Source organism: Mycobacterium sp., assembly GCF_025965855.1.
In the GTDB taxonomy this organism is placed as follows: domain Bacteria; phylum Actinomycetota; class Actinomycetes; order Mycobacteriales; family Mycobacteriaceae; genus Mycobacterium.
Window position 1 is genome coordinate 1 of sequence record NZ_JAOPWB010000288.1, and the last position, 21,468, is coordinate 21,468.

Genomic DNA, 21,468 nt, shown 5'->3' on the forward strand with positions numbered 1-21,468 from the left:
ACGTGGGGCGCAATGAGGACGGCGGCGCTGGCGACCGCGAAACCGATGAGAAAGGCGATGACCGTAAAGCCCATCACCTGACGGACATTGAGCTTCGCGATGGCGAGCACCGGCAGCAGCCAGAACGGCTGAATCATGTTTGCGACTCCTTCGCCGACCGCGACCGACATCGACATCAGCCCGAGGTAGGCCGGCGAGTGTTGATCAATGGCCAGCGCCGAGCCAACCGCGATCGGCCCCTGCACCGCCCAGTGCCCACCGCCCGAAGGGACGAACAACGAGATGAGGACCGAGCCGATGAATGTCAGGAACGGCAGGGTGTACTGGTCCGCGCCCCGCACCAACGCCGCCGCGAGCACCGTCTGCAGCGCCTTGCCCGATCCGGTAGGCAGATAACCCAACAGACCAACGATTCCGCCGTATAGCGGATACTGCAGCAACAACGGGCCGGATACCTTCGCCGCGCCCGAGAATGCGTGGATGAAGCGAATCGGTGTGCGGTGCAGCAGCGCGCTCGTGACGGTGAACAACATGATCATCGACGAGATGTTCAGCGCGAAGCCGCTCAGCACGAAGTACGTGATGCCCGCAGCGAAGACAATGACGTTGAGGATCCATAGGTTTTCTAGCCACTCGGCCACCGATTGCTTGCCGGTGGGCGTGGCCGGTTCCGGCTCCTCACTGAAAACCGCTGGATCGGGTTCGAGACTCTGCTTGGGCTCCATGCGCCAGATCGCGATGGAGAGCAGGCCGACCACGGCGATCACGGCGATCCAGTTGTAGGGCTGGAAAATCGTCAGCGTCAACGGCACCGTCATGCCGGTCATCTTGTGAATCACATTGATCGGGCTGCTGGTGTCGGTGTTGGCAAGCGCGATCGACGACGACAGGCCCTGCGTCCACACGATGTAGCCCATGAACCCGGTGGCGATGAGAAAGCCGAAATGTGCCCCCTCGAGCCGTTTTGCGACCTGGCGCGCGACCAGCGCACCCGCGACCAGGCCGAGTCCCCAGTTCAGTAGTGAAAAGACGGTGCTGACACCGAAACACAGCAGGGCGCCCTGCACCTGGTTCGCCGGCTTGCTCGCGATGCGGATGATCGCCCGCTTCAGGATGGGCGCCTCGGCCAGCGTGTAACCCGTCACGAGGACGAGCACCATCTGGAACGCGAAGGTGTAGATGTTCTGCGCTCCCCACACCCCGCCGTACCACGCCTTGAGGACGCCGCCGGGCGTCGCGCCCCGGACAAGCAGCGCGACGAGCCCGACCACGACGAGGGTAAGGATGACCGCGAACAAATAGGGGTCGGGCATGAGGCGTTCGACATACCGGACGCACACTGCGGTGAGGCGCGGGATGAAGCCGCCCCGCTCGACCCGTCGGCCCTCTTCCGTGGTCATTGATTTCCTTTATCGCTTCGCCCATGTCGTGGTCTCGTTGGCTTGCCGAAACCCTGCCTTAGGCAACTCGAGTCAGGTTGCGGTTAGGTGAATTCCAGGAAGCTGGCAGTCAATGACAATCACGATTGTCACCGGAGCGGCCACAGGATCGCACCGGCGTCTCCTCGGGCGCCAGCCTGTCCTGCCGCACATCTCGAGTGAACCAATGCTCGCCACCGCGATGAGTTTCGGCGACGAAACCTGTCTTTATATGTAGTTCGATCGGACTCGATCGGCTCATTCGGACGGATCATCGACGCCCCCGCACCCAGTGCGGGGGCTTTTTCAGTTGAAAGGGGCTTGTCGTGGGCTTGACAGAGGACACACTCGCAGGCAAATCAGTCTTGGTCACGGGTGCCAACCGCGGCATCGGTCGGGCCTTCGTGGAGGAAGCGCTCCGCAGGGGGGCAACGCGGGTGTACGCGGGCACGCGAGGCGCCATCTCGTTTCCCGATGAGCGGGTGGTCCCGGTGGCGCTCGACGTGACCGACGCGGCTCAGATCCGCGAGGCCGCCGCGCAAGCCGAATCGCTTGACGTGCTGATCAATAACGCGGGCATCGCGGTCTACGACGATCTGAGCGATCCCGCGATGCTCCAACGGCACCTTGCCGTGAACCTGTTCGGCACCTACGCGGTGACGCAGGCCTTCCTGCCGGCGCTGATTCGTTCCGGGGGAGCGGTGATCAACAACCTGTCGGTCAACGCACTGGCGCCATTGCCGCTCATCCCGGCGTACTCGGTCTCCAAGGCGGCCGCGTTCAACCTCACCCAGTCGCTGCGGGCTTTCCTGGCTCCCCGTGGTGTGCGGGTTTGCGCGGTTTTCACCGGCCCGGTGGACACCGACATGACCCGCGAACTCGACATCCCGAAGGCCACTCCGCGGTCGGTGGCGGCGGCCGTCTTCGACGCGCTGCAACGCGACGAACAGGACATCTTTCCCGATCCGGTGTCGCAATCCATTGCCGAGGGCTGGGACAGCAGCCCGGCCAAGGAGCTGGAGCGTCAATACGCCCAGCTGCTGTCGGCGGCACCGCCCGCGACGGCACACGCCTAACACCATCACCAGGAGGACGAGATGAACAAACTATCCGGCAAGACCGCACTTATCGTGGGCGCAAGCCGGGGCCTGGGCCGCGGCATCGCGACGGCCGCGGCCGACGCCGGCGCCTCGGTCATCGCCGTGTCCCGCAGCGCAACGACATATCCCAACCCGACCGACGGCACCGGCGGGATTCAAGCCGTCGTCGCCGATGCGGCCGACCCATCGGTGCCCGGCAGCCTCCTGGATCAATACGATCCGCAGGTTCTGGTGCTGGTGGCCGGGGCGAGCCCATTGCCTCGCCCGCTCCAACACCACACCTGGGAGACGTTCTCGGCCAACTGGAACACCGACGTGCGTATCGCCTTTCATTGGCTGCGCGAGGCCCTGCTCAAGCCGCTGCGCCCCGGGAGCAGGGTGGTGGTTTTCAGCAGCGGCGCCGCGCTCGCCGGATCACCGCTCAGCGGCGGGTACGCCGGCGCCAAAGCCACCCAACGCTTTATCACCGGTTACGCCCAAGACGAGGCGAACCGCGCCGATCTTGGCATCACCTTCACGGCCCTGATGCCCCGCATCACCCCCCTGACCGACCTCGGGCGCCCCGCCGTGCGGGCGTACGCGGCCCGGGGCGGCCAATCCGAGGAGGAATACGTCAAGCAGCTCGGCGAACTGGTCAGCCCGCAGGTGGCCGGCGCGGCTGTCGTGGAGCTGGCGCAGGCGGACACCGCCGGCGTCGCTGCCAGCTACTTGTTGACCGGCGCGGGCCTGCAGAAGATTCCCTGAGAGCTTGGCGCGGCGCTACCAGAACCGTGAAACCACAACCGAAAGGCTGGACATGAACATGCAAACGCCCCCGATCGTGTCGGCGCAGGAGTGGGAGGCCGCGCGCCAGCGGCTGCTGGTCAAAGAGAAAGAGATTTTCCGTGCCCGCGACGCGCTGGCGGCTCAGCGCCGTCGGATGCCGTGGCTGGCGGTGGACGAGCCGTACCAGTTCGACGGGCCCGAAGGCAGGGTGAGCCTGCTGGACCTGTTCCAGGGTCGGCGTCAGCTGGTCGTCTACCGGGCATTCCTGGAGCCCGGGGTGGACGGCTGGCCCGAGCATGCCTGCCGCGGCTGCTCCATGATCGCCGATCACATCGGCGACCTGGCGCACCTCAACGCCCGCAGCACCACGCTGGTGTTCGCCTCCCGCGCCGGCCAGCCCGACATCGAGCGGGTGAAGGCCCGGATGGGGTGGCGGATGCCGTGGTACACGATCACCGACGAGTTCGACCGCGACTTCGGGGTCGACGAGTGGCACGGCACCAACGCGTTCATCCGCGACGGCGAACGGGTGTTCCGCACTTACTTCATCAACAACCGCGGCGACGAGGCGCTGGGAACCACCTGGAGCTACCTGGACATGACCGCGCTTGGGCGCCAAGAGGATTGGGAAGACTCTCCGGACGGCTACCCGCAGGGCCCCGCGTATGCGTGGTGGAACTGGCACGACGCATACGGCGATCAGCCGGCGCAATGGTGGGAAGACCCCGAGCCGGGCGAGCACAATCCCAACGATCCCCGGCCATCGCGCCGCCGGTCATGAAAGGCTTACCCGCACGGGCGCTTCGGCGCCAGTTCCGGCGGGATAGGTGAGGTGGGCAATGCCGGCCGCCAGTGGCGATGATTTCGCGCAAGTCGCCGAGCGGTATCGACCCGAGTTGCGGGCGTACTGCTATCGCATGCTCGGATCCGTCGACGAGTGCGAGGATCTCGTGCAGGACACCTATTTGCGTGCGTGGCAGTCCTACGAGAGGTTCGAGGGCCGCTCCTCAGTGCGGTTGTGGCTCTACAAGATTGCGACGAACACGTACCTGAACACGTTGCAAACGCGCAAGCGGCGTCCACTTCCCTCCGGGCTGAGCGCCCCGGCCGACAGTGCGGCAACCCCGCTGGCCCCGGCGCAATCCGACATCCCGTGGTTGCAACCCGCCCCGGACAGCATGCTGTACGGCGCCACCGACGACCCCGCCGTGGTCGTGTCGCTGCGCAGTAGCGTCCGCCTGGCGTTTGTCGCTGCCCTGCAACATTTGTCGTCGTTGCAGCGCGCGGTTCTGGTGCTGCGCGACGTACTGGGTTGGCAGGCCGCCGAAGTCGCCGAGATATTGGAGACGTCCACGGCGGCCGTCAACAGCGCCTTGCAACGCGCGCGTGCACGATTGGCCGAGGCCGGCCCGATGTACGACGAGCTTGGCGAACCTACCGAACCCGAGCTGCGCGGCGTGCTCGACCGGTATATGGCGGCCTTCGAACACGCCAACGTCGACGAACTGGCGGAACTGCTTCGCGCCGACGTCGAGCTCGAAATGCCGCCCATCCCAACGTGGTTCACCGGACGGGATGCGGTGCGCGGATTCCTGGCCCGGGTGGTGCTGCATACACCGGATCTATGGCGGCTGGCCCTCACCCGCGCCAACGGCGACCCGGCGTTCGCCATGTACAGGCGAACGCCGGACGGTGCTTTTCAAGCCCACGGCCTGGACGTGGTGTCGCTGATCGGCGGCCGCATCTCACGCATCGTTGCCTTCAACGACGCGACGCTGGTCGCCAAGTTCGGGCTGCCCGAGACGTTCACGGCACCAAGGCGGTGAGGACCGGACCGTGTCCGACACCGATGACCTGCCCGTACTGGCCGAGGCGACTCGGTATCTGTTCGGCAGCCTCCTCCTGGTTCGCAAGGCCGACCTGTCGGCGCCGACGCCCTGCCCCGACTGGGACCTGCGTCGCCTGCTGTGTCATCTCCGCACCTCATTGGCGGATGTCACCGACGTCCTGGGGGCTCGCGACTTCGACCGAGGCCCCGAACCCGACGCAGCGGCCCACGCCGACCCCTCCGATCCCATAGCCGCGCTGCGAGCCGGGATCGTCGACTTTCTGCTCGCGTCGACCTCGCTGCCGGCGGCGGGCCGCCGGTGTGAGATCCGGGGCCACTCCCTTCCCGCCAAAATCGTTGTCTACGTTGGGGCGATCGAAATGGTGCTGCACTCGTGGGATATCGCCCAGGCATGCCGGACCGATCGCCCCATCCCCTCCAATGTTGCCTCGGCCCTGTTGTGGGTTTCGCCGCCCCTCGCTGAGGCCGGACTGGCCGGGCACGTGTTCGCCGAGCCGCTGGCGTCGCCCCCGACCGCCACGCCAAGTGACCAGCTACTTGCCCTGTTCGGCCGTCAACCGGGCCGTCGGTAGGTGCGGGCGTGGTTCGTCGCGCAGGCGCCCGCCTGGGCGCGACACGGGAACCCGGACCTGCCCCGCCGGGCCCCTAGACTGCGCGTATGGATTGCGGTACCCGCCACAACGCCGCGGCTTCACAAGGCATGCTTCTCATAGAGGACTGCCTGGACGCCGACGGCGGCGTCGCGTTGCCGCCGGGCACCACCCTGATATCTCTCATCGAGCGCAACATCGCCAATGTCGGTGACGCCGTGGCGTATCGCTATCTGGACTACGCCCGCACCGAAGGCCACACCTCCGAAGTGACCTGGGCCCAATTCGGGGTCCGGTTGCGGGCCATCGGGGCGCGGGTGCAGAAGTTCGCCGGCGAAGGCGACCGGGTGGCGATCTTGGCACCGCAGGGCATCGACTACGTCGCCGGCTTCTACGCCGCGATCAAAGCGGGCGCCATCGCGGTGCCGTTATTCGCACCCGAGCTGCCGGGTCACGCCGAACGGCTGGAGACCGCGCTTCGCGACTCCGATCCCGTCGCGGTCTTCACCACGGCGGCGGCGAAGGACGCGGTCGAGAACTTTCTGGCGAGCCTCCCGGACCTGCGGAAGCCGCACCTGATCGTCATCGATCAGATCCCCGACTCGGCGGGGGAGCTGTTCGTCCCCGTCGAACTGGACGTCGACCGCGTGTCGCATCTGCAGTACACCTCGGGTTCGACGCGGCCACCGGTCGGCGTGGAGATCACCCACCGGGCGGTCGGCACCAACCTCGTGCAGATGATCCTCTCGATCGACCTGCTGGACCGGAACACCCACGGCGTCAGCTGGTTACCGCTCTAACACGACATGGGCCTGTCGATGATCGGCTTTCCCGCGGTGTACGGCGGGCACTCCACCCTGATGTCGCCCACCGCCTTTGTCCGCAGGCCGCTGCGCTGGATCCACGCCCTGTCCGCCGGGTCGAGGGAGGGCCGGGTGGTGACCGCCGCGCCGAACTTCGCCTACGAGTGGACGGCGCAGCGTGGCCTGCCCGGGCCCGGTGACGCCGTCGACCTCAGCAATGTGGTGATGATCATCGGTTCCGAACCGGTCAGCATCGACGCGATCCGGACCTTCAACAAGGCCTTCGCCCCGTATGGGTTGCCGCGCACCGCCTTCAAGCCCTCGTACGGCATCGCGGAGGCGACCCTGCTGATCGCGACCATCGATTCCGCCGCCGAGGCATCCGTCGCATACCTCGACCGCGAACAATTGAGCGCCGGTCACGCGGTACGCGTCGGGGCGGACGCCCCCGACGCCGTGGCGCAGGTGTCCTGCGGCCGGGTCGCTCGCAGCCTATGGGCGGTCATTGTCGACCCCGACACGGGATCCGAGCTGCCCGACGGTGACGTCGGCGAGATCTGGTTGCAGGGCACCAATGTGGGTCGCGGGTACTGGGGGCTGCCCGACGAGACCCGGCGGGCGTTCGGCGCCAAGCTGCAGACGCGGCTGGCGCAGGGCAGTCACGCCGAGGGCTCGACGGCCGAACGAACCTGGCTGCGCACCGGAGACCTGGGGGTGTACCTCGACGGCGAGCTTTACGTTACGGGCCGCATCGCCGACCTCATCACGATCGCGGGCCGCGACCACTACCCGCAAGACATCGAGGCCACCGCCGCGGAAGCCTCGCAGATGGTGCGGCGTGGATATGTGACCGCATTCTGCGTGCCAGCTGACGGCGAGCAACGCCTGGTGGTGATCGCCGAACGCGCCCCCGGTACCGGCCGCGACGATCCACACCCGGCGATCGAGGCGATCCGGAACGCGGTGTCGCGCCGGCATGGTGTGACGGTCTCCGACGTGCGTTTCCTGCCGGCCGGTGCCATCCCACGCACCACCAGCGGCAAACTGGCCCGCCGGGCCTGCCGCGCCGAATACCTCGGCGGCGCATTGGGCGTGCACTAGCGGGCGCGACTTGCCCTCGCCGGAAGGCGCAGTGGTGGCATCCTGGCGGTGTGGGTTTGCTAATCCGGTTGGCGGAGCTCCTGATCGTGATCCTGCCGCTGACGGGCATGGTCATCGCCGCGGTGAGGGCGTTCGGCGCCAACAGGCGCCGCACCGAGGAGCCCCCGGAATTCGATCGGGCGCGGACGGCCCAAGCCCCGAGCCTGCCCACCGACAGCAGCGTCAATAGCCAAGCGGCGCAATGGCGTTCGCTGCGACGCGTCATCGAGGAGCACGGCCGCACCGACGCCCGATGGCTCGAGTACGAACTCGACGTCGCCAAACTTCTCGACTTCCCGCTGATGACCGACATGCGGGATCCGCTGACGATCGGTTTCCACAGAGCCAAACTCCGAGCGGACTTCTTGCGCCCCGTCAAAGCCGAAGACCTCCTCGATGACCGGGAGGCGGCGGCGCAGTATCAAACCGCGGTCGAGGACTACGTGACCGCGTTCAACGTCGCCGAGGCCGAGGCGAAGCGCAAACGCCGCAGCGACTTCTCGCGGGAGGGACAGCAGCGGATTGCGCGCGCCCAGAGCCTGTTGCGGGTGGCGTCGGATCCCGCTGCGGCGCCGCAGGAACGCCAGAAAGCCTTCGACCTGGCCCGCAAAGAACTCGAGGGCCTCATCGTGTTGCCGTCCACGACACAGGCCAGCATCGAGCGCGGGATCTCCGGTCAGTTGGAGGGATAGCCCGCAAAGGCATTCGCCGTGCCACGATGGTCGAATGGCCGCCACCCCCGACCTGCCGGACGCGCAACTGACGGGGTATTCGGTCACCCCACCTGCGCTTCCCGGGCCAGTCACTTTCGAACAGCGCTGGGACGAGCTGACCTTCATCCATTGGCCGGTGCGGCCCGAGAGCGTCGAGGGCCTGTATCCGCCCGGGACCCGGCCGGACGTGTTCGCAGATGGCATGACCTATGTGGGACTGGTCCCGTTCGTACTGAGCGGCACCAAAGTCGGCACCGCACTGCCGCTGCCGTATTTCGGCGGCTTCGCGGAGACCAACGTCCGGCTCTATTCGATCGATGACGCCGGCCGGCACGGCGTTTTGTTCCGATCGCTGGAAACGGCTCGCCTGGCGATCGTGCCCGTGATCCGGCTCGGCCTCGGCGTGCCCTACGCCTGGTCGAAGATGCGGGTGACGCGCCGCGGCGACCACATCACGTATGACAGCGTGCGCCGCTGGCCCGGGCGCGGCCTGCGCAGCCGGGTGACGATCGCCATCGGTGACGCGGTTGAGCCGACGGCACTGGAGGTCTGGCTTACCGCCCGCTGGGGGGCGCATACGCGCAGGGCCGGCCGGACCTGGTGGGTGCCGAACGAGCACGCGCCGTGGCCGCTGCGCGCGGCCGAGATCGTCGAGCTGAGCGACGAGCTGGTGGCCGCGAGCGCGGTACGGCCCGCCGGCGAGCGCCTCCGGGCTTTGTTTTCGCCCGGCGTACGAACCCGCTTCGGTCCCCGCTGCGTCGTCGGATGACCGCGCGGTCAGGGGCAGGAGTAGCCGCCGTCGATGACGATGTCGGAGCCGGTCATGTAGGTGGACGCCTCACTCGCCAGGTACAGGTATAGGCCGGTGAGTTCTTCGGGCCGACCCAAGCGGCCCATCGGTATTTTCGGTTCCCACAGCGCGTGGAGGTCGGCGTAAGGCTCGACGAGCTCGGTGAGGATGTAACCCGGACTGACGCTGTTGACCCTGATCTTGTGCGGCGCGAACTCGACAGCCATGGCCTTGGTCAGGTGAATGACCGCCGCCTTGGAGGCGCAGTAGTGGCCCACCTGCTGCGGGATGTTGACGATGTGGCCGGACATGGAAGCGGTGTTGATGATGACCCCGCCCTGTCCTTGCCGCACCATCGCCCGGGCCGCCGCCTGGGCGGTGAGGAAGACGCCGGTCACATTGGTGTCCTGGATGCGCTGAAATTCTTCCAGCGGCATCTCCAGCATCGGGGTGAGGGTGATGATCCCGGCGTTGCAGACCGCAATGTCGATGCCGCCCAACTCCGCGGTCACCCGGTCCAGCATGCCGTCGACCTGGTCGGGTCGGGTCACGTCGCAGCAGACGGGCACCACCCTGCCGCCCGCCGCGGTGAGCTCTTCGGCGACCTCCGTCAAAACTTCGGAATGCCTTGCCGCGATTGCCACTTCGGCACCGGCTTGAACGTAGGCCAGCGCCACCTTCTTGCCGATGCCGCTGGACGCCCCGGTCACCAGAGCCCTCTTGCCGTGCAATTGAAACAGGTCCAGCACACTCATTGGATATCCCCATTCAGAAGCGTCGCCTTCGACTTCAACCACGTTCTAGTCTGTCCGCTATGGGCAAATTCACCAGGGCCGAAATCGGGCGAGCAGTCGAAAACTACACGACCGTCGTCGAGGGGTGCAGCTCCTCGGGCGACTGGCGACCTTTCGCGGATCTCTTTACCCAGGACGTCGTCTACACCGAGCATCACTATGGCGTCTTTCACGGCCGGGAGGCGGTGCGGGACTGGATCGTCGCGGTGATGACCCCGTTCCCGCACATGCGTTTTCCCAATGACTGGATTGCCTACGACGACGACAACGACGCCGTCGTCGTGATGATCAAGAATCTGCTCGACCACCCGACCGACCCGAACGGCGAGCCGTTCTGGTTCCCGAACTGGACTCGGCTCGTCTACGCCGGTGACGGCCTGTTCTCCAGCGAGGAAGACATCTACAATCCCAACCGCGACGCGCCCCGGACTATCGCCGCCTGGATGCAGGCCGGCGGCCAGCTCGCCTCGACCGAGATCCTGCAGCCCAACGCTTAGCGCGGAGCTAATCGCCCGAATCCCCTTGGGCCGCGACGAACGCCAGGGCCTCGCGGAGAAGCGAGGACCAGGTTTGGGAGCGGCCAGAGTCGATGGAGGCCCATTCCCGAAAGAGCCGGCCCGAGGGCGCGAATGGCTCGGCCTCACCGGATTCGATGAGTTCGTTCACCCTGGCTGTGGGCAGCTTGACGATGAGGGCGGCGCTCCGCCGGTCGAACGAGGCAAAGAAGCGGCCGCTGGCACGCAGGCAGGGAAGGCCCATCATTGTCGAGCGGGTGACCGTGGCGGCGGTCAACAGCGGTTCGGCGAACGCCCAGAAGCTAGTTTCGGTGAACTTGTCGCTCACCGATGGAGCTCCTCGCGACTTGGCACCCGGCGGTCGGCCCATGGATCGGCGCCGGCGTCGTCACCCTCGGCGGTGCGGCGAAGCCGGTCGAGGTAGTGAGCCCAACCGCCGTCGTGAGCGTCCGCGGCGCCATCTTCGAGACCACGATGCACCAGTTTGACAACCGTGGTGCCATCCGGTTGCGCAATGAGATCGATCTCGACGGTGGTTGAGCCGGGCGGGATCCCGACGTCGGCCCGCTCCCAGCCGTAGGTGAACACGATCCGTCGCGGCGGCTCGACCTCGACGTAGCGGCCGGACACGGTGTCGCCGTTGGGATGTGTCCAGCGGACGACGCCGCCCGGCGTGGCGTCGAGGATTGCGTCCTCGGCCATCCATCGCCCGAATTGCAGCGGGTCGGTGAACAATTCGAAGACACGCTCGGCGGGGGCGCGCACCACGAGCTGCTGGATCACCAACTTCATAGCGAGTCGCTCTCCGCGGCCGCGCGCAGCCGTTGCAGCGGCGCGGCCCAGAAGTCGTCCAGCAGCGCCGCCACCTCCGCGACCCGGGCCAGGTCGGCGCGATACAGCCGCCGGGTCGCATCGACACGCACGCCGATCAATCCCGCGTCGCGCAGGACCTTGAGGTGCTGGCTCGCAGCCGATTTCGACAGACCCGCCGCCTCGGCGAGCGCGGATGCGGGTCGCTCTTGGTCCCATACCAAACGCAGCATGGTCCGACGGCCGGGGTGGGCCAGCGCCCTGATCGCGGCCTCAACGGCCGGCTCGGTCACGGTGTGCGGCCCATGGCCGCCAGCAGCCGATCCTGCGCCGGCGCGCCCTCACCGAGCACGACCTCCGGACCGACTATCCCGGCTTCCCGTCCGCGTCTTGGCATTTCGGGTAGGAACATCGCGGTGCAGGCCTCCACCAGGGTCGTGTCGAGGCGTTCACCCTGAGCCGTCGCGCGGGCCAGGTCCCAGGTGTGGATCAGCACGTCCATGAACGTGCCGGCGACGGCGTCCGCCACCGACCACTCGAAGCCGAGCGGTGAGACACACACGCGCTCCATCGCGCCGGGCAATTCCAGGGCGGTCAGGACGCGGTCCACACACGTTCGGTATTTGGTGCCGGGCGCACCCGGCCCGGCTGCCTCCACACCCGTTGCCGCTGCGAGCAGGTAGTCGGCGCCGCCGACCAGATGATCGATCAGGTGCTGCACCGTCCACTCTGAGCAGGGCGTCGGCAAGCCGAGTTGGTCGTGTCCGACCGCCTCCACGACTGCCACGGCTCGATCTGTCGCGGCGCGGTACAGCAGCAGGGGAGCGGGCAGACCGGTGTTAAGCATCTCCTAAATTTAGGGGTCGCTAAACAATCCTGTCAAGTCGTGTGGTCCCGTCGCGTCCGGTGCCGCGACATCACCGACCCCGCAAGTTAGCGCATGCGCTATCGGTTTTCGGAGTCGCATCATGCCTTGCTGGACGGGACCGAAGTGGCGGGTGCGGCCCGCCTGCGTCGGCGCGACCGGACCCCCGCCAGCGCCTGCTCCCACGCGAGCATCGTGGTGGCCTTCAGGTTGGCCGGCTTGGCGCTGTCCTTCGACAACAGCGCGGTGGCAGCGGCTTTCGTGGTCGCGGACGCTTTTGACATGTGGCCGGAATCGAACGGTGGCTGCGGGTCGTACTCGATCGCGAGCTGGATCGCCTTCGCGCGGCCTTCGCCGCCGATCTGGCCCGCCAGCCAGAGCGCGAGGTCGAGTCCCGCGGACACGCCCGCACTGGTAACGATGTTGTCCTCGTGCACGATCCGCTCGTCGGCGACGGGGGTGGCGCCGAATCCCTTCAACAGCGGGATGGCCAGCCAGTGCGACGTCGCGCGCCGCCCCTTGAGCAGGCCGGCTGCCGCCAGGATCACCGACCCCGAACACACCGACGTCGTCCAGCTCGCGGTCCGGTGGGCCCGACGCAGCCACTCGAGCAGCGCCTCGTCGCGTGCGTGCACCGGGGTCGACGGGCCTCCGGGCACCAGAATCACGTCGGGGGAAGGGGTTTCGGCCAACGAATGGGTGGCGCCGATGACCAGTACTCCGGAGTCGGCGGTGATCGGTCCGGATTCGTGCCACACGAATCTCACCTCGGCGTCCGGCAGGTTTCGCAGCACCTCATAGGGGCCGATCAGGTCCAGCGCGGTGAATCCGGGGTAGGCCACGATTGCGATCTGGGTCTGGGACATCGGGGGGTTCCTTTTCTGATCAGGCGAAAGCCTTGCGGTATTGGTCCGGGGAGATACCGACGCGACGAATGAAGTTGCGTCGCATGGTTTCCGCGGTGCCGAAGCCGCACCGGGTGGCGATGGCGACGACGGTGTCGTCGGTCTCCTCCAACTGCCGGCGCGCGGCTTCGGTGCGGATGCGCTCGACGTAGTGGCCGGGCGCCTCACCGACCTCGTCGGTGAACACCCGCGTGAAATGGCGCGGGCTCATCGCCGCGCGGCGGGCCAGGTCGCCGACGCTGTGCTGCGCGCCAGGTTCGGCCTCGATAGCCTCCTGCACCTGGCGGACCGAGGTGCGTTTGGCGCGCGGCAGCCACACCGGCGCCGCGAATTGTGTCTGCCCGCCTGGGCGCCGCAAATACAGGACGAGCCAGCGCGCGACCGTCTGCGCGACCTCCGTGCCGTGGTCGTCCTCGACCAGGGCGAGCGCGAGGTCGATTCCCGCGGTGACGCCCGCGGCCGTCCAGACCGTGTCCGAGCTGCGGACATAGATCGGGTCGGGATCGACGTCGACGGCGGGGAACTCGCGGGCCAAACGCCCGGCGAACGCCCAGTGCGTGGTCACCCGCCGGCCGTCCAGCAGCCCCGCTTCGGCGGCCAGGAACGCGCCCGTGCAGACGGTGACGACGCGGCGGGCATTTCCGGTGACCCTCTTGATCCAGCCCACCAACTCGGGATCGGATCGTGCCGCGTCGACACCGCCGCCGCCGGGCAGCACGACGGTGTCGATGGGTTCGCTCGGGTCGGGCAGCGGCGTCGCGAGGAAGGCCAGCCCGGTGGCGGTGGTCACCGGCTGGCCGTCCACCGACGACATGACGACGTCGTACCCGCCGCCGGTCAGCAGCGATGCACCGCTGAACACGTCGTGGGGTCCCACCACATCGAGCGCCTGAACGCCCGGAAAGCCGACGATCACCACACTGCGAGCCATGGATTCAGTCTTGGCCAGCGGGCCGGTGGCGTCTACGTCGGGTACCCCACGAATTAGGACATGTGGACCTGACCCAAGGCGGCCCCGCCGGCCTTGGCAGACTGTGGCCATGGCACAGATAACCTTGCGTGGAAACCCGATCAACACCGTGGGCGAGCTTCCTGCCGTCGGATCTCCGGCCCCGGCCTTCAATTTGACCGGCACGGACTTGGGCGCGGTCAGCGCCGACCAGTACAGCGGTAAGCCCGTGGTGCTGAACATCTTTCCGTCCATCGACACACCGGTGTGCGCGACCAGCGTCAGGACCTTCAACCAGCGTGCCGCCGCGACCGGTGCGTCCGTGTTGTGCGTGTCGAACGATCTGCCGTTCGCGCAGGCGCGGTTCTGCGGCGCGGAGGGGATCGAGAATGTCAAGACGGGCTCGGCGTTCCGGGACAGCTTCGGCAAGGACTACGGCGTCAGCATCGTCGACGGCCCCATGGCCGGGCTGCTCGCCCGGGCGGTCGTCGTGATCGGCGCCGACGGCAACGTCGCCTACACGGAGTTGGTGCCGGAGATCGCGCAGGAGCCGGACTACGACGCGGCACTGGCGGCGGTGGGCTGACACCGTCCGTTTGCGGCGCAACACGGCCCACCGCTCTGAGCTGCTGTATCGCCGGTATCGCCGCCATTGTGTGTTAGCCTGGCGATCCGATCACGATCGTCAATCGCCGGAATGGCGGCTGAGCAATGACCAACATTGTCGAGCGGGCGGCGGCGGGCACGCTCGCAACTGCGCTCCTCCTGACCGCGTGTTCCGCGAAGGCGACGGTCAAACCCGACGGCGCGGCCCAATCCGTCGTCGGTGTCGTCTCGAGCCAGACAGGCTTTCATCCGACCGACGTGAGCTGCCCGTCGGGCGTGGAAGCCAAGGCCGGCCAGGAGTAGGACTGCCACTTCACCGGCCCGGAGGGCAAGCCGTACACCGCGCACATGCGCATCACCAAGGTTGACGGTGAGCGGGTCGACTTCGACGTCAGAAGCCGTCCGTCGTAACCGGCCCCGGCTGATCGCCCGTGGCGGCCAGCGCCCGGCGCCGCCCCTCCTTCGCCGAAAGATGTTGAGGTTTCGATCTTTCGACGGCCGGGGTGCGGATCACGCGCATCGTCCGTTTCCCGTCGGGGGAGCAGCACCGCCTGCTTGAGGTTGACGTGCACCGCTGACTCCGCCGAGGCCTTCAGCCGCGCGGGTCGATCAGGTCACGGAAGCTTGCCGCGGGGTAGACCGTGGCGCCCAGGGCTGCGACCCGACTGGCCAGCCCCTTGTCCGATGTCACGACCCGAATCTCCTGCGGCCGGGCGTCCGCTTCCACCAGCCGGACGATCTGGTCGTCGGCCGAATTGGCGGCCGCCTTCGGGGCATACGCGATCTCGATCACCGATGAGGTGATCGCGGTTGCCGGCGGTCGCTCAAACACCACGGTCACGTCTTCGCCTTGCACTGATGCCCATCGGTCGAGCTTTTCCACCAGCGCGACCATGGCCCGGCCGCGGTCCTTCCACCAACCGTCGGGGCGACTCCCGATCACGTTCATGCCGTCGACGATCCAGCGCACAAAGACACGGTAGGGCATACCAGTTCCGGCTTATGAAAGGGCTTGCGTGGCGGCCGTTTCGTAAACACCAAAACGAGACTGAACACGCCGCGCCACAACAAGAGCGCGGCGATCGGCATCGGGCGTGGTGGTCGCCGAGGCCTTGCCACCGTATTGTTTGTCGAGCAATGCGCGGCGTCTACGGTATGGCAGCGCGAAAAAGGCTGATGCCGTCGCACCGTAATCGATGATGGGAAACGACAATGACGTCGATAGCCGACACGGATGATCGGGTGGTTTCGCTGGCCCGCGGCATGCGCGACCTTGTGCAGGCCGAAGCCGCCGAGTCCGAGCGGGCGCGCACGCTCACCTCGCCGATCGTCGACGAGATGTGGGCCAGCGGGCTGATGTCCGCGTTCAACCCCGTCGCGGCCGGCGGCGTCGAGCCATCGTTTGCCGAGATGATCGAAACCTGGATCGAAATGGCTTGGCAGGACGGGTCGTTCGGGTGGATCGGCATCGCCAACCTGCCGTCGTCGTTCGCCGCCTCGGCGTATCTGCCCGACGAGGGTTTCGCGGAGGTGTTCACCGCCCACGACAACCACGTGACCCTGGGCGGCCAGTTCTTTCCGAACGGACAGGGCGCCGCGGTGGACGGCGGCTATCTGGTGAACGGGTCGTGGAACTTCGGCTCGGGCATCGGCCACTCGCAATACATCGCCGCCGGGTTCCTGCCGATGGACGACGGCGAGATGCGTTGGATCAGCGAGGGCTTCCCGGAAATGCGTGTAGCCGTAATCCCGCGCGACCAGATCAGCTTCGACGACGGCTGGTACGTGCAGGGGCTCAAGGGAACTGGCTCCTATGACTACAGCGCGCAGGACGTATTCGTGCCCTCCAGCCGCAGCTTCGAGCTGTTCGTCCGGCAGCCGTACCGCGGCACGTCGCCGGCCACGCGCATGGGGCTGATGCCCGTCACCGCCGCCGGTCACGCCTCGTGGGCGTTGGGTGTTTCCAAAAGCATGCTCGACGACGTCCAGGAACTGGCCGCGACGAAGTTCCGGATGAGCGACATGGCGTCCCTTGCCAGCCGCCCGACCTTCCAGAAGGGGCTGGCACACCACCGGGCGGCCTGGCGCGCCGCCCGCCTCCTGGTGCTCGACGCGTTCACCACCGCCGAGGCCGCCGTTGCCGCGGGCGAAGACCTGACATCGGCCCTGCGCGCCGACATGCGGGTCGCCGCCGTCTATGCCACCGACACGGCCCGGGGCTGCGCCGAGTGGGCCCATCTGGTGGCGGGCACCAGCTCGATCCGCGAGGGCAGCCGCCTGGAGCGCGCGTTCCGCGACATTTACACCGGAACCCAGCACGCCTTCATCAGCGAGAAGGTGGCCATCGACGTGGCGCAGATCTGGCTGGGCATCATCGACGACCAGCCGGGGCTGTAGCAGGCGCTCACCCGGTTGCGGCTTGCCGGGATTGTCACCGTCGCTCTCGTCTTGGTCCTCGTGACGTCGACCGATCGCGATCCGATGGCGGCGGCGGCCGGGTTGATCGACGTCGATTCCATGTGCAGAGTGCTCCTGTCACGCCGCGGCACCAACTGCCGAGCACAATGCGCGAAAGTCGGGGTACCCCGCGGGGTAGGGACCACCGGCCCTCCTTACTATCAGCGCATGCGCGGATCCAAGATCCTGATCACCGGCCCGACCGGTCAATTGGCCACTCCCATCGCCCTGGCGCTCGCGGCCGACAACGAGGTGTGGGGGGTCGCCCGCTTCACGAATCCCGCGGCGCGAGAAGGCCTCGAAAATGCGGGGATTCGGTGCCAGACGGTCAACCTGGCAGCCGAGGACTTCACCGGTCTCCCAAGTGATTTCGATTACGTCCTCAACTTGGCGGTGGCCAAGAGCGGGGACTGGGACACGGACCTCGGGGCCAACGCCGAGTCCGTCGGCCTGCTGATGGCCCACTGCCGCGGTGCGAAGGCCTTCCTGCACTGCTCCTCGGCCGCCGTGTATGACCCGCCCGATGACGAACCCCGCACCGAGCGATCCGCCCTGGGTGACAACCACAAGTGTTTGTTCCCCACCTATTCGATCTCCAAGGTCGCGGGGGAAGTCGTCGCCCGGTCGATGGCGCGCATCCTCGACGTGCCCACCGTCATCGCCCGCCTCAACGTCCCGTACGGCGACAACGGCGGGTGGCCTTACTACCACATGGAGATGATGCTGGCCGGCATCCCGATCCCGGTCCCGCCCGGCGGACCGGCCCGCTACAACCCGATCCACGAGGACGACATCATCGCAACGCTGCCGAAGCTGCTCGACGCGGCATCGGTGCCGGCGACCACGGTCAACTGGTGTGGCGACCAGGCCGTCAGCCTCCAGGAGTGGTGCGGCTACCTCGGCTCGCTCGTCGGCAAGGAGCCCGTATTCGAGGCAAGCGAGCAGGCGCTGCGCGGCAATCCCACCGACGTGACCCGCATGCATGAGCTCATCGGCGGCACGACGGTCGACTGGCAGGACGGGCTGCGCCGGATGGCGGCGAAGTTCCACCCCGAGCTGGTCGGCACGTAGGGCCGGCCCCACTCACAGATGACCCAAGAGCCGTTCGGCGAACGCCTCGGGATGCTCCCGGTGCATGAAATGTCCGCCGGGGACCTCCTCGATGAGGTAGTCGTTCTCGAACATTCGCGCGGCGCCCCGGTAGTCGGATGGCTCGGCGATCGGGTCGTCCAGCCCCGCAAAGGCGACCACTGGCACCTTGATCTTCGCCTTCAGTGACGCGCTGGGTATGGGGGAGAGTTTGCGGTAGTAGCCGAAGGCCGCGTTCAAGCTCGCCGGGTTTGAGAAGCTCGCGCGGACCGCGTCGAACTCCCGGGGATCCGGGTTCCAGGTCGGGGACCAGCGCCGGCAAATGGCGGGCAGCGCCGCAAAGTCGTTGCGCGCGAATCGGTCCGCCGCTCCCGGCAACTTGTACGCCGCGAAGTGGCGGACGCCCCAGAGCTTCTTCGGCGACGGCCTCAGCGCCCCAGGGTGCGGAATGCCGACGACGAACAGCTTTTTGACTCGATCCGGCCCGAGTGCGGCCGCACCGTAGGCGGCCGCGGCTCCCCAGTCATGCCCGATGAGGATGGCCTCGCGGGCGCCGAGCGCTTCGATCAGCGCGAGCGGATCGCGCGCCAACGTTTCTTGATCGGCATCCCCGGCGGGCATCGCGCTGGGGTGATATCCGCGCATATACGGGCTGACCGCGCGGTAGCCCTGGGCGGCGAGGCGCGGGCGAAGATCGTCCCAGGTGTGCGCCGTGTCCGGGAACCCGTGCAGCAACAGGACGAGCGGCCCCGAGCCGTCCTCCAGGTAGGCGAATCTCAGCCCGTTGGCTTCGACGAAATGCATCTCATCTGCCATGGCCTGGGACACTACGCGCTTGCCGGAGTCGCGAACGAAGCGCCGGCCGCCGAAAGTGAAACTCACGACGCGACACGCCGAGAATGCGTCGCGCAGTTCACTTTCGGCGGTTAGGTCCGCTCAACGGGTTTGACGATGCGGGCCGCCGCCTCGACGGCGGCGGCGCGCCGGCGGGCGATAACCGTCGCGTCCGTGGTGACCGCCGCGGGATCGGGCCAGTTCGCCCACGCCAGGGCGATCGCAAAGAGAAAAACCAGCAGCTGCGGGGGTTGCCACGCCGGGTCGACGTGGCCGTCGGCTTGCGCCTGCTCCAGGGCGGCGATGGCGCGCTCGGGCGCGCGCTCCTCGTCGAATTCCGGAATGTCCAGCGGAAAGCCTTCCAACCGGGCCCACGTGATCATCCGAAGGTGTTCGGGCCGGCTCTGCGTCAGGTCGAAGATGCCGCCGACGAACTCGGGAACCGCATCGGGGCACAGCTCCACGGCGCGGAAAAATTCCGCGCCATCGGTGGCGACCACATCGCGGAACAGGGTCTCCTTGTCGCCGAAATGCGCGTACAGCCGTTCCTTGCTCGCATTGGCGGCGCGCGCGATGCGGTCGATGCGCGCCCCGGCCAAGCCGTACTTAGCGAACTCCGCGCGGGCGGCGGCAAGTATTTCGCCGCGCAGTTCGGTCTTCGTCCTCACAGGAATATCATAAGCAGACGAACTGGTTCGTTTGTTATGGTGGTTCGAGAACGGGTTGATGACAGGAGAAGGAGAGGCCGTGATGGCTACGACCGACGAGCTGGAGCAGGCAATTGCGACGATGCCGAGGGGTGGCCCTGAGGCGTCGTGGCTGGATCGTCGGTTCGAGACCGATGCGCTGGAGTACCTCGACCGTGACGACGTGGCGGACGAGGTCAAGCAGAAGGTCATCGGCATGCTCGACCGGATGGGCACGCTGACCAATCAGCATGAGAAGTACGCGCGCACGGCGCTGAGCGTCGTCGCCAACATCCCCAATCCGCGCATCCTGGAAATCGGCGCGGGCCACGGAAAGCTCTCCGCGCAGATCCTCAAGCTCCACCCGACCGCTACCGTCACCGTCAGCGACCTCGATCCGACCTCGGTGGCCAACATCGCCGCCGGGGAGCTGGGAAACCACCCGCGGGCGCGCACCCAGGTGATTGACGCGACGGCGATCGACGCCGCCGACAACAGCTACGACCTGGTGGTGTTCGCGCTGGCGTTCCACCACCTCCCGCCGGCGGTCGCCAGCCGCGCCGTCGCCGAGGCCACCCGCGTGGCCAAGCGGTTCCTCGTCATCGACCTCAAACGGCAGAGCCCGTTGGCGATGATGCTGTTTCCGGTAGTGGTGCTGCCGCTTCATCTGGTGCTGTTGCGATGGTCGTGGATTCAGCCGGGGCTGCACGACGGGTTCATCAGCGCGCTGCGTGCCTACAGCCCGTCGGCGATGGAGGCCCTGGGCCGCGCCGCCGATCCACAGATGAACATCGAGATGCTGCCCAGTCCGACGCGGCTCGGGCCGCCTTCGCTCACCGTCGTGTTCTCCCGCCCGGGCGCAGACGACCGTGGCTGACAACACAGACCTGGCCACGATCATGGAGCCAAGCGCGCGGGTGCGGACACTGCGGCGGGCTCTCGATGCGGTGAGCGACCGGCTCCGTCCCCTTGCCGACCTCTCTCGGCCCCATGTTGACGGTGTCGAGCACTTACCCGTCGACCCGCGGTTCTTGTTGGCGGGCAACCACACTCAGTTCGGCTCCGAGGTCTTCTTGATCTCCGATACGGTGCGACGCGCGATCGGGACCCGGGTGCGGCCACTGGCCGACCGGAATTTCGGGCGCATGCGTGGGTTGCCCGGTGACCTGATGGCGGCGTACGGCGCAGTGGTCGGCGCGCCGGAGACCGCGCGCGAACTCATGCGCAACGACGAGACCATCCTGGTGTTCCCGGGGGGCGGCCGCGAGATCGCCAAGTTCAAAGGCGAGGAGTACCGGCTGCGCTGGCAGGGGCGCACGGGATTCGCGCGGCTGTCGGTGGAGAACGGCTACCCGATCGTGCCTGCCGGTCTCGTCGGCGGCGACGAAGTCTATCGCAGCTTGACCACCCGCGACAGCGCCTACGGACGGTTCAGTGAGGCGTTGGGCCGTAGGTTGAACGGGCGCCCGGACATGGCGATGCCATTGTTGCGGGGAATCGGGCCAACCCTGATTCCTCGACCGCAGCGCATGTACCTTCGGTTCGGCCCACCGATCGATACCAGCAGACCGCTGGGTGTCACAGAGCAGGAGTGGGTGGACATCGTCAAGGACCAAACGCAACGGGCGCTGGAGAAGATCCTGGGTGACCTGCGGCGGCTGCGCGCCACCGATCCGTATCGCGGCCTCAATCCGCTGGCGTGGCGGCGGGCGACAACACCGTAAGCGCCCTGCGCGAAGGGCCTTGCGCCGCTATGGATTCGGCGGGGCCGGCCCGGCGCTGGGCAAGTC

At 67.3% G+C, this 21,468-nt stretch carries 25 protein-coding genes and 1 pseudogene; 15 read left to right on the forward strand and 11 right to left on the reverse strand.

The window, feature by feature from the left end; translation table 11 throughout:
* Positions 1-1,400, reverse strand: a 1,400-nt coding sequence (locus JWP83_RS24430; RefSeq protein WP_297736169.1) for a TIGR00366 family protein, incomplete at its 3' end; no start/stop codon positions are given.
* A 344-nt stretch (positions 1,401-1,744) separates the two neighbouring features.
* On the opposite strand from JWP83_RS24430, the gene JWP83_RS24435 reads away from it, so the two are divergent.
* From JWP83_RS24435 to JWP83_RS24470, 8 genes and pseudogenes are all read left to right on the forward strand, one after another.
* On the forward strand, positions 1,745-2,494 hold the full coding sequence (locus JWP83_RS24435) for an SDR family NAD(P)-dependent oxidoreductase (RefSeq protein ID WP_297736172.1): 750 nt from the start codon (positions 1,745-1,747) through the stop codon (positions 2,492-2,494).
* 21 nt (positions 2,495-2,515) lie between these two features.
* Positions 2,516-3,262, forward strand: coding sequence for an SDR family oxidoreductase (locus tag JWP83_RS24440; RefSeq protein ID WP_297736174.1), 747 nt, complete (start codon positions 2,516-2,518; stop codon positions 3,260-3,262).
* A 58-nt stretch (positions 3,263-3,320) separates the two neighbouring features.
* Complete coding sequence (locus JWP83_RS24445; RefSeq protein ID WP_297736315.1) at positions 3,321-4,064, forward strand: DUF899 domain-containing protein; 744 nt, start codon at positions 3,321-3,323, stop codon at positions 4,062-4,064.
* Positions 4,065-4,122: 58 nt separating this feature from the next.
* Positions 4,123-5,109, forward strand: a complete 987-nt coding sequence (locus JWP83_RS24450) for a sigma-70 family RNA polymerase sigma factor (protein WP_297736176.1) — start codon at positions 4,123-4,125, stop codon at positions 5,107-5,109.
* 10 nt (positions 5,110-5,119) lie between these two features.
* Entirely contained in the window at positions 5,120-5,704 is a 585-nt protein-coding gene (locus JWP83_RS24455; protein ID WP_297736178.1) for a TIGR03086 family metal-binding protein, read from the forward strand.
* A gap of 86 nt (positions 5,705-5,790) precedes the next feature.
* Positions 5,791-7,626: pseudogene (locus JWP83_RS24460) on the forward strand (fatty acyl-AMP ligase).
* A gap of 50 nt (positions 7,627-7,676) precedes the next feature.
* Positions 7,677-8,357: a hypothetical protein gene (locus JWP83_RS24465; protein WP_297736180.1), complete on the forward strand. Its 681-nt coding sequence runs from the start codon at positions 7,677-7,679 to the stop codon at positions 8,355-8,357.
* 34 nt (positions 8,358-8,391) lie between these two features.
* Entirely contained in the window at positions 8,392-9,147 is a 756-nt protein-coding gene (locus tag JWP83_RS24470) for a DUF2071 domain-containing protein (RefSeq protein WP_297736182.1), read from the forward strand.
* Positions 9,148-9,155: 8 nt separating this feature from the next.
* On the opposite strand, the gene JWP83_RS24475 is transcribed toward JWP83_RS24470, so the two are convergent.
* On the reverse strand, positions 9,156-9,923 hold the full coding sequence (locus tag JWP83_RS24475; RefSeq protein ID WP_297736184.1) for an SDR family oxidoreductase: 768 nt from the start codon (positions 9,921-9,923) through the stop codon (positions 9,156-9,158).
* Positions 9,924-9,982: 59 nt separating this feature from the next.
* Here JWP83_RS24475 and JWP83_RS24480 point away from each other — a divergent pair, with 59 nt between their 5' ends.
* Positions 9,983-10,459 carry a nuclear transport factor 2 family protein gene (locus JWP83_RS24480; RefSeq protein ID WP_297736186.1) on the forward strand — a complete coding sequence of 159 codons (477 nt, stop codon included), beginning with the start codon at positions 9,983-9,985 and terminating at the stop codon, positions 10,457-10,459.
* A 7-nt stretch (positions 10,460-10,466) separates the two neighbouring features.
* Here the strand turns inward: JWP83_RS24480 and JWP83_RS24485 are convergent, their stop codons facing one another.
* The 6 genes from JWP83_RS24485 to JWP83_RS24510 form a co-directional block, all read right to left on the reverse strand.
* Positions 10,467-10,805 carry a hypothetical protein gene (locus tag JWP83_RS24485; RefSeq protein WP_297736188.1) on the reverse strand — a complete coding sequence of 113 codons (339 nt, stop codon included), beginning with the start codon at positions 10,803-10,805 and terminating at the stop codon, positions 10,467-10,469.
* The gene (locus tag JWP83_RS24490) at positions 10,802-11,269 is read right to left on the reverse strand and encodes an SRPBCC family protein (protein ID WP_297736190.1); all 468 of its coding nucleotides are present in this window, start codon (positions 11,267-11,269) and stop codon (positions 10,802-10,804) included. Before JWP83_RS24490 ends, JWP83_RS24485 begins: the two co-directional genes overlap by 4 nt.
* Positions 11,266-11,580 (reverse strand): helix-turn-helix transcriptional regulator, encoded by a 315-nt coding sequence (locus JWP83_RS24495; protein WP_297736192.1) that lies wholly within the window; start codon positions 11,578-11,580, stop codon positions 11,266-11,268. The genes JWP83_RS24490 and JWP83_RS24495 overlap by 4 nt, the downstream gene beginning before the upstream one ends.
* Positions 11,577-12,134 (reverse strand): TIGR03086 family metal-binding protein, encoded by a 558-nt coding sequence (locus JWP83_RS24500; RefSeq protein WP_297736194.1) that lies wholly within the window; start codon positions 12,132-12,134, stop codon positions 11,577-11,579. The genes JWP83_RS24495 and JWP83_RS24500 overlap by 4 nt, the downstream gene beginning before the upstream one ends.
* Positions 12,135-12,253: 119 nt before the next feature.
* Positions 12,254-13,018 (reverse strand): DJ-1/PfpI family protein, encoded by a 765-nt coding sequence (locus JWP83_RS24505; RefSeq protein WP_297736196.1) that lies wholly within the window; start codon positions 13,016-13,018, stop codon positions 12,254-12,256.
* Between the two features lie 19 nt (positions 13,019-13,037).
* Positions 13,038-13,988, reverse strand: coding sequence for a GlxA family transcriptional regulator (locus JWP83_RS24510; protein ID WP_297736198.1), 951 nt, complete (start codon positions 13,986-13,988; stop codon positions 13,038-13,040).
* 109 nt (positions 13,989-14,097) lie between these two features.
* On the opposite strand from JWP83_RS24510, the gene tpx reads away from it, so the two are divergent.
* Both tpx and JWP83_RS24520 read left to right on the forward strand, forming a co-directional pair.
* A complete protein-coding gene (gene tpx, locus JWP83_RS24515) occupies positions 14,098-14,592 on the forward strand; it encodes a thiol peroxidase (protein ID WP_297736201.1) in 495 nt (164 codons plus the stop codon).
* A gap of 125 nt (positions 14,593-14,717) precedes the next feature.
* Positions 14,718-14,915, forward strand: coding sequence for a hypothetical protein (locus JWP83_RS24520; protein WP_297736203.1), 198 nt, complete (start codon positions 14,718-14,720; stop codon positions 14,913-14,915).
* A gap of 289 nt (positions 14,916-15,204) precedes the next feature.
* On the opposite strand, the gene JWP83_RS24525 is transcribed toward JWP83_RS24520, so the two are convergent.
* Positions 15,205-15,582 (reverse strand): NYN domain-containing protein, encoded by a 378-nt coding sequence (locus tag JWP83_RS24525; RefSeq protein ID WP_297736205.1) that lies wholly within the window; start codon positions 15,580-15,582, stop codon positions 15,205-15,207.
* A gap of 242 nt (positions 15,583-15,824) precedes the next feature.
* Between JWP83_RS24525 and JWP83_RS24530 the strand changes: the two genes are divergently transcribed.
* Positions 15,825-17,009: an acyl-CoA dehydrogenase family protein gene (locus JWP83_RS24530; RefSeq protein WP_297736207.1), complete on the forward strand. Its 1,185-nt coding sequence runs from the start codon at positions 15,825-15,827 to the stop codon at positions 17,007-17,009.
* A 228-nt stretch (positions 17,010-17,237) separates the two neighbouring features.
* Positions 17,238-18,140, forward strand: coding sequence for an NAD(P)-dependent oxidoreductase (locus JWP83_RS24535; protein WP_297736209.1), 903 nt, complete (start codon positions 17,238-17,240; stop codon positions 18,138-18,140).
* A gap of 12 nt (positions 18,141-18,152) precedes the next feature.
* Here the strand turns inward: JWP83_RS24535 and JWP83_RS24540 are convergent, their stop codons facing one another.
* Positions 18,153-18,974 (reverse strand): alpha/beta hydrolase, encoded by an 822-nt coding sequence (locus JWP83_RS24540; RefSeq protein ID WP_297736211.1) that lies wholly within the window; start codon positions 18,972-18,974, stop codon positions 18,153-18,155.
* A gap of 110 nt (positions 18,975-19,084) precedes the next feature.
* A complete protein-coding gene (locus JWP83_RS24545; protein WP_297736213.1) occupies positions 19,085-19,660 on the reverse strand; it encodes a TetR family transcriptional regulator in 576 nt (191 codons plus the stop codon).
* Positions 19,661-19,742: 82 nt separating this feature from the next.
* Between JWP83_RS24545 and JWP83_RS24550 the strand changes: the two genes are divergently transcribed.
* Both JWP83_RS24550 and JWP83_RS24555 read left to right on the forward strand, forming a co-directional pair.
* A complete protein-coding gene (locus tag JWP83_RS24550) occupies positions 19,743-20,555 on the forward strand; it encodes a class I SAM-dependent methyltransferase (protein ID WP_297736215.1) in 813 nt (270 codons plus the stop codon).
* 22 nt (positions 20,556-20,577) lie between these two features.
* Positions 20,578-21,402: a lysophospholipid acyltransferase family protein gene (locus JWP83_RS24555; RefSeq protein WP_297736318.1), complete on the forward strand. Its 825-nt coding sequence runs from the start codon at positions 20,578-20,580 to the stop codon at positions 21,400-21,402.
* The last annotated feature ends 66 nt before the right edge of the window (positions 21,403-21,468 follow it).

Bases quoted from the DNA above. Each gene is read 5' to 3' on its own strand.
- JWP83_RS24440 (WP_297736174.1), top strand. From the start codon at position 2,516: ATGAACAAACTATCCGGCAAGACCGCACTTATCGTGGGCGCAAGCCGG.
- JWP83_RS24445 (WP_297736315.1), top strand. From the start codon at position 3,321: ATGCAAACGCCCCCGATCGTGTCGGCGCAGGAGTGGGAGGCCGCGCGC.
- JWP83_RS24450 (WP_297736176.1), top strand. From the start codon at position 4,123: ATGCCGGCCGCCAGTGGCGATGATTTCGCGCAAGTCGCCGAGCGGTAT.
- JWP83_RS24470 (WP_297736182.1), top strand. From the start codon at position 8,392: ATGGCCGCCACCCCCGACCTGCCGGACGCGCAACTGACGGGGTATTCG.
- JWP83_RS24475 (WP_297736184.1), bottom strand. From the start codon at position 9,923: ATGAGTGTGCTGGACCTGTTTCAATTGCACGGCAAGAGGGCTCTGGTG.
- JWP83_RS24480 (WP_297736186.1), top strand. From the start codon at position 9,983: ATGGGCAAATTCACCAGGGCCGAAATCGGGCGAGCAGTCGAAAACTAC.
- JWP83_RS24490 (WP_297736190.1), bottom strand. From the start codon at position 11,269: ATGAAGTTGGTGATCCAGCAGCTCGTGGTGCGCGCCCCCGCCGAGCGT.
- JWP83_RS24500 (WP_297736194.1), bottom strand. From the start codon at position 12,134: ATGCTTAACACCGGTCTGCCCGCTCCCCTGCTGCTGTACCGCGCCGCG.
- JWP83_RS24505 (WP_297736196.1), bottom strand. From the start codon at position 13,018: ATGTCCCAGACCCAGATCGCAATCGTGGCCTACCCCGGATTCACCGCG.
- JWP83_RS24510 (WP_297736198.1), bottom strand. From the start codon at position 13,988: ATGGCTCGCAGTGTGGTGATCGTCGGCTTTCCGGGCGTTCAGGCGCTC.
- tpx (WP_297736201.1), top strand. From the start codon at position 14,098: ATGGCACAGATAACCTTGCGTGGAAACCCGATCAACACCGTGGGCGAG.
- JWP83_RS24520 (WP_297736203.1), top strand. From the start codon at position 14,718: ATGACCAACATTGTCGAGCGGGCGGCGGCGGGCACGCTCGCAACTGCG.
- JWP83_RS24530 (WP_297736207.1), top strand. From the start codon at position 15,825: ATGACGTCGATAGCCGACACGGATGATCGGGTGGTTTCGCTGGCCCGC.
- JWP83_RS24535 (WP_297736209.1), top strand. From the start codon at position 17,238: ATGCGCGGATCCAAGATCCTGATCACCGGCCCGACCGGTCAATTGGCC.
- JWP83_RS24540 (WP_297736211.1), bottom strand. From the start codon at position 18,974: ATGGCAGATGAGATGCATTTCGTCGAAGCCAACGGGCTGAGATTCGCC.
- JWP83_RS24550 (WP_297736215.1), top strand. From the start codon at position 19,743: ATGGCTACGACCGACGAGCTGGAGCAGGCAATTGCGACGATGCCGAGG.
- JWP83_RS24555 (WP_297736318.1), top strand. From the start codon at position 20,578: ATGGAGCCAAGCGCGCGGGTGCGGACACTGCGGCGGGCTCTCGATGCG.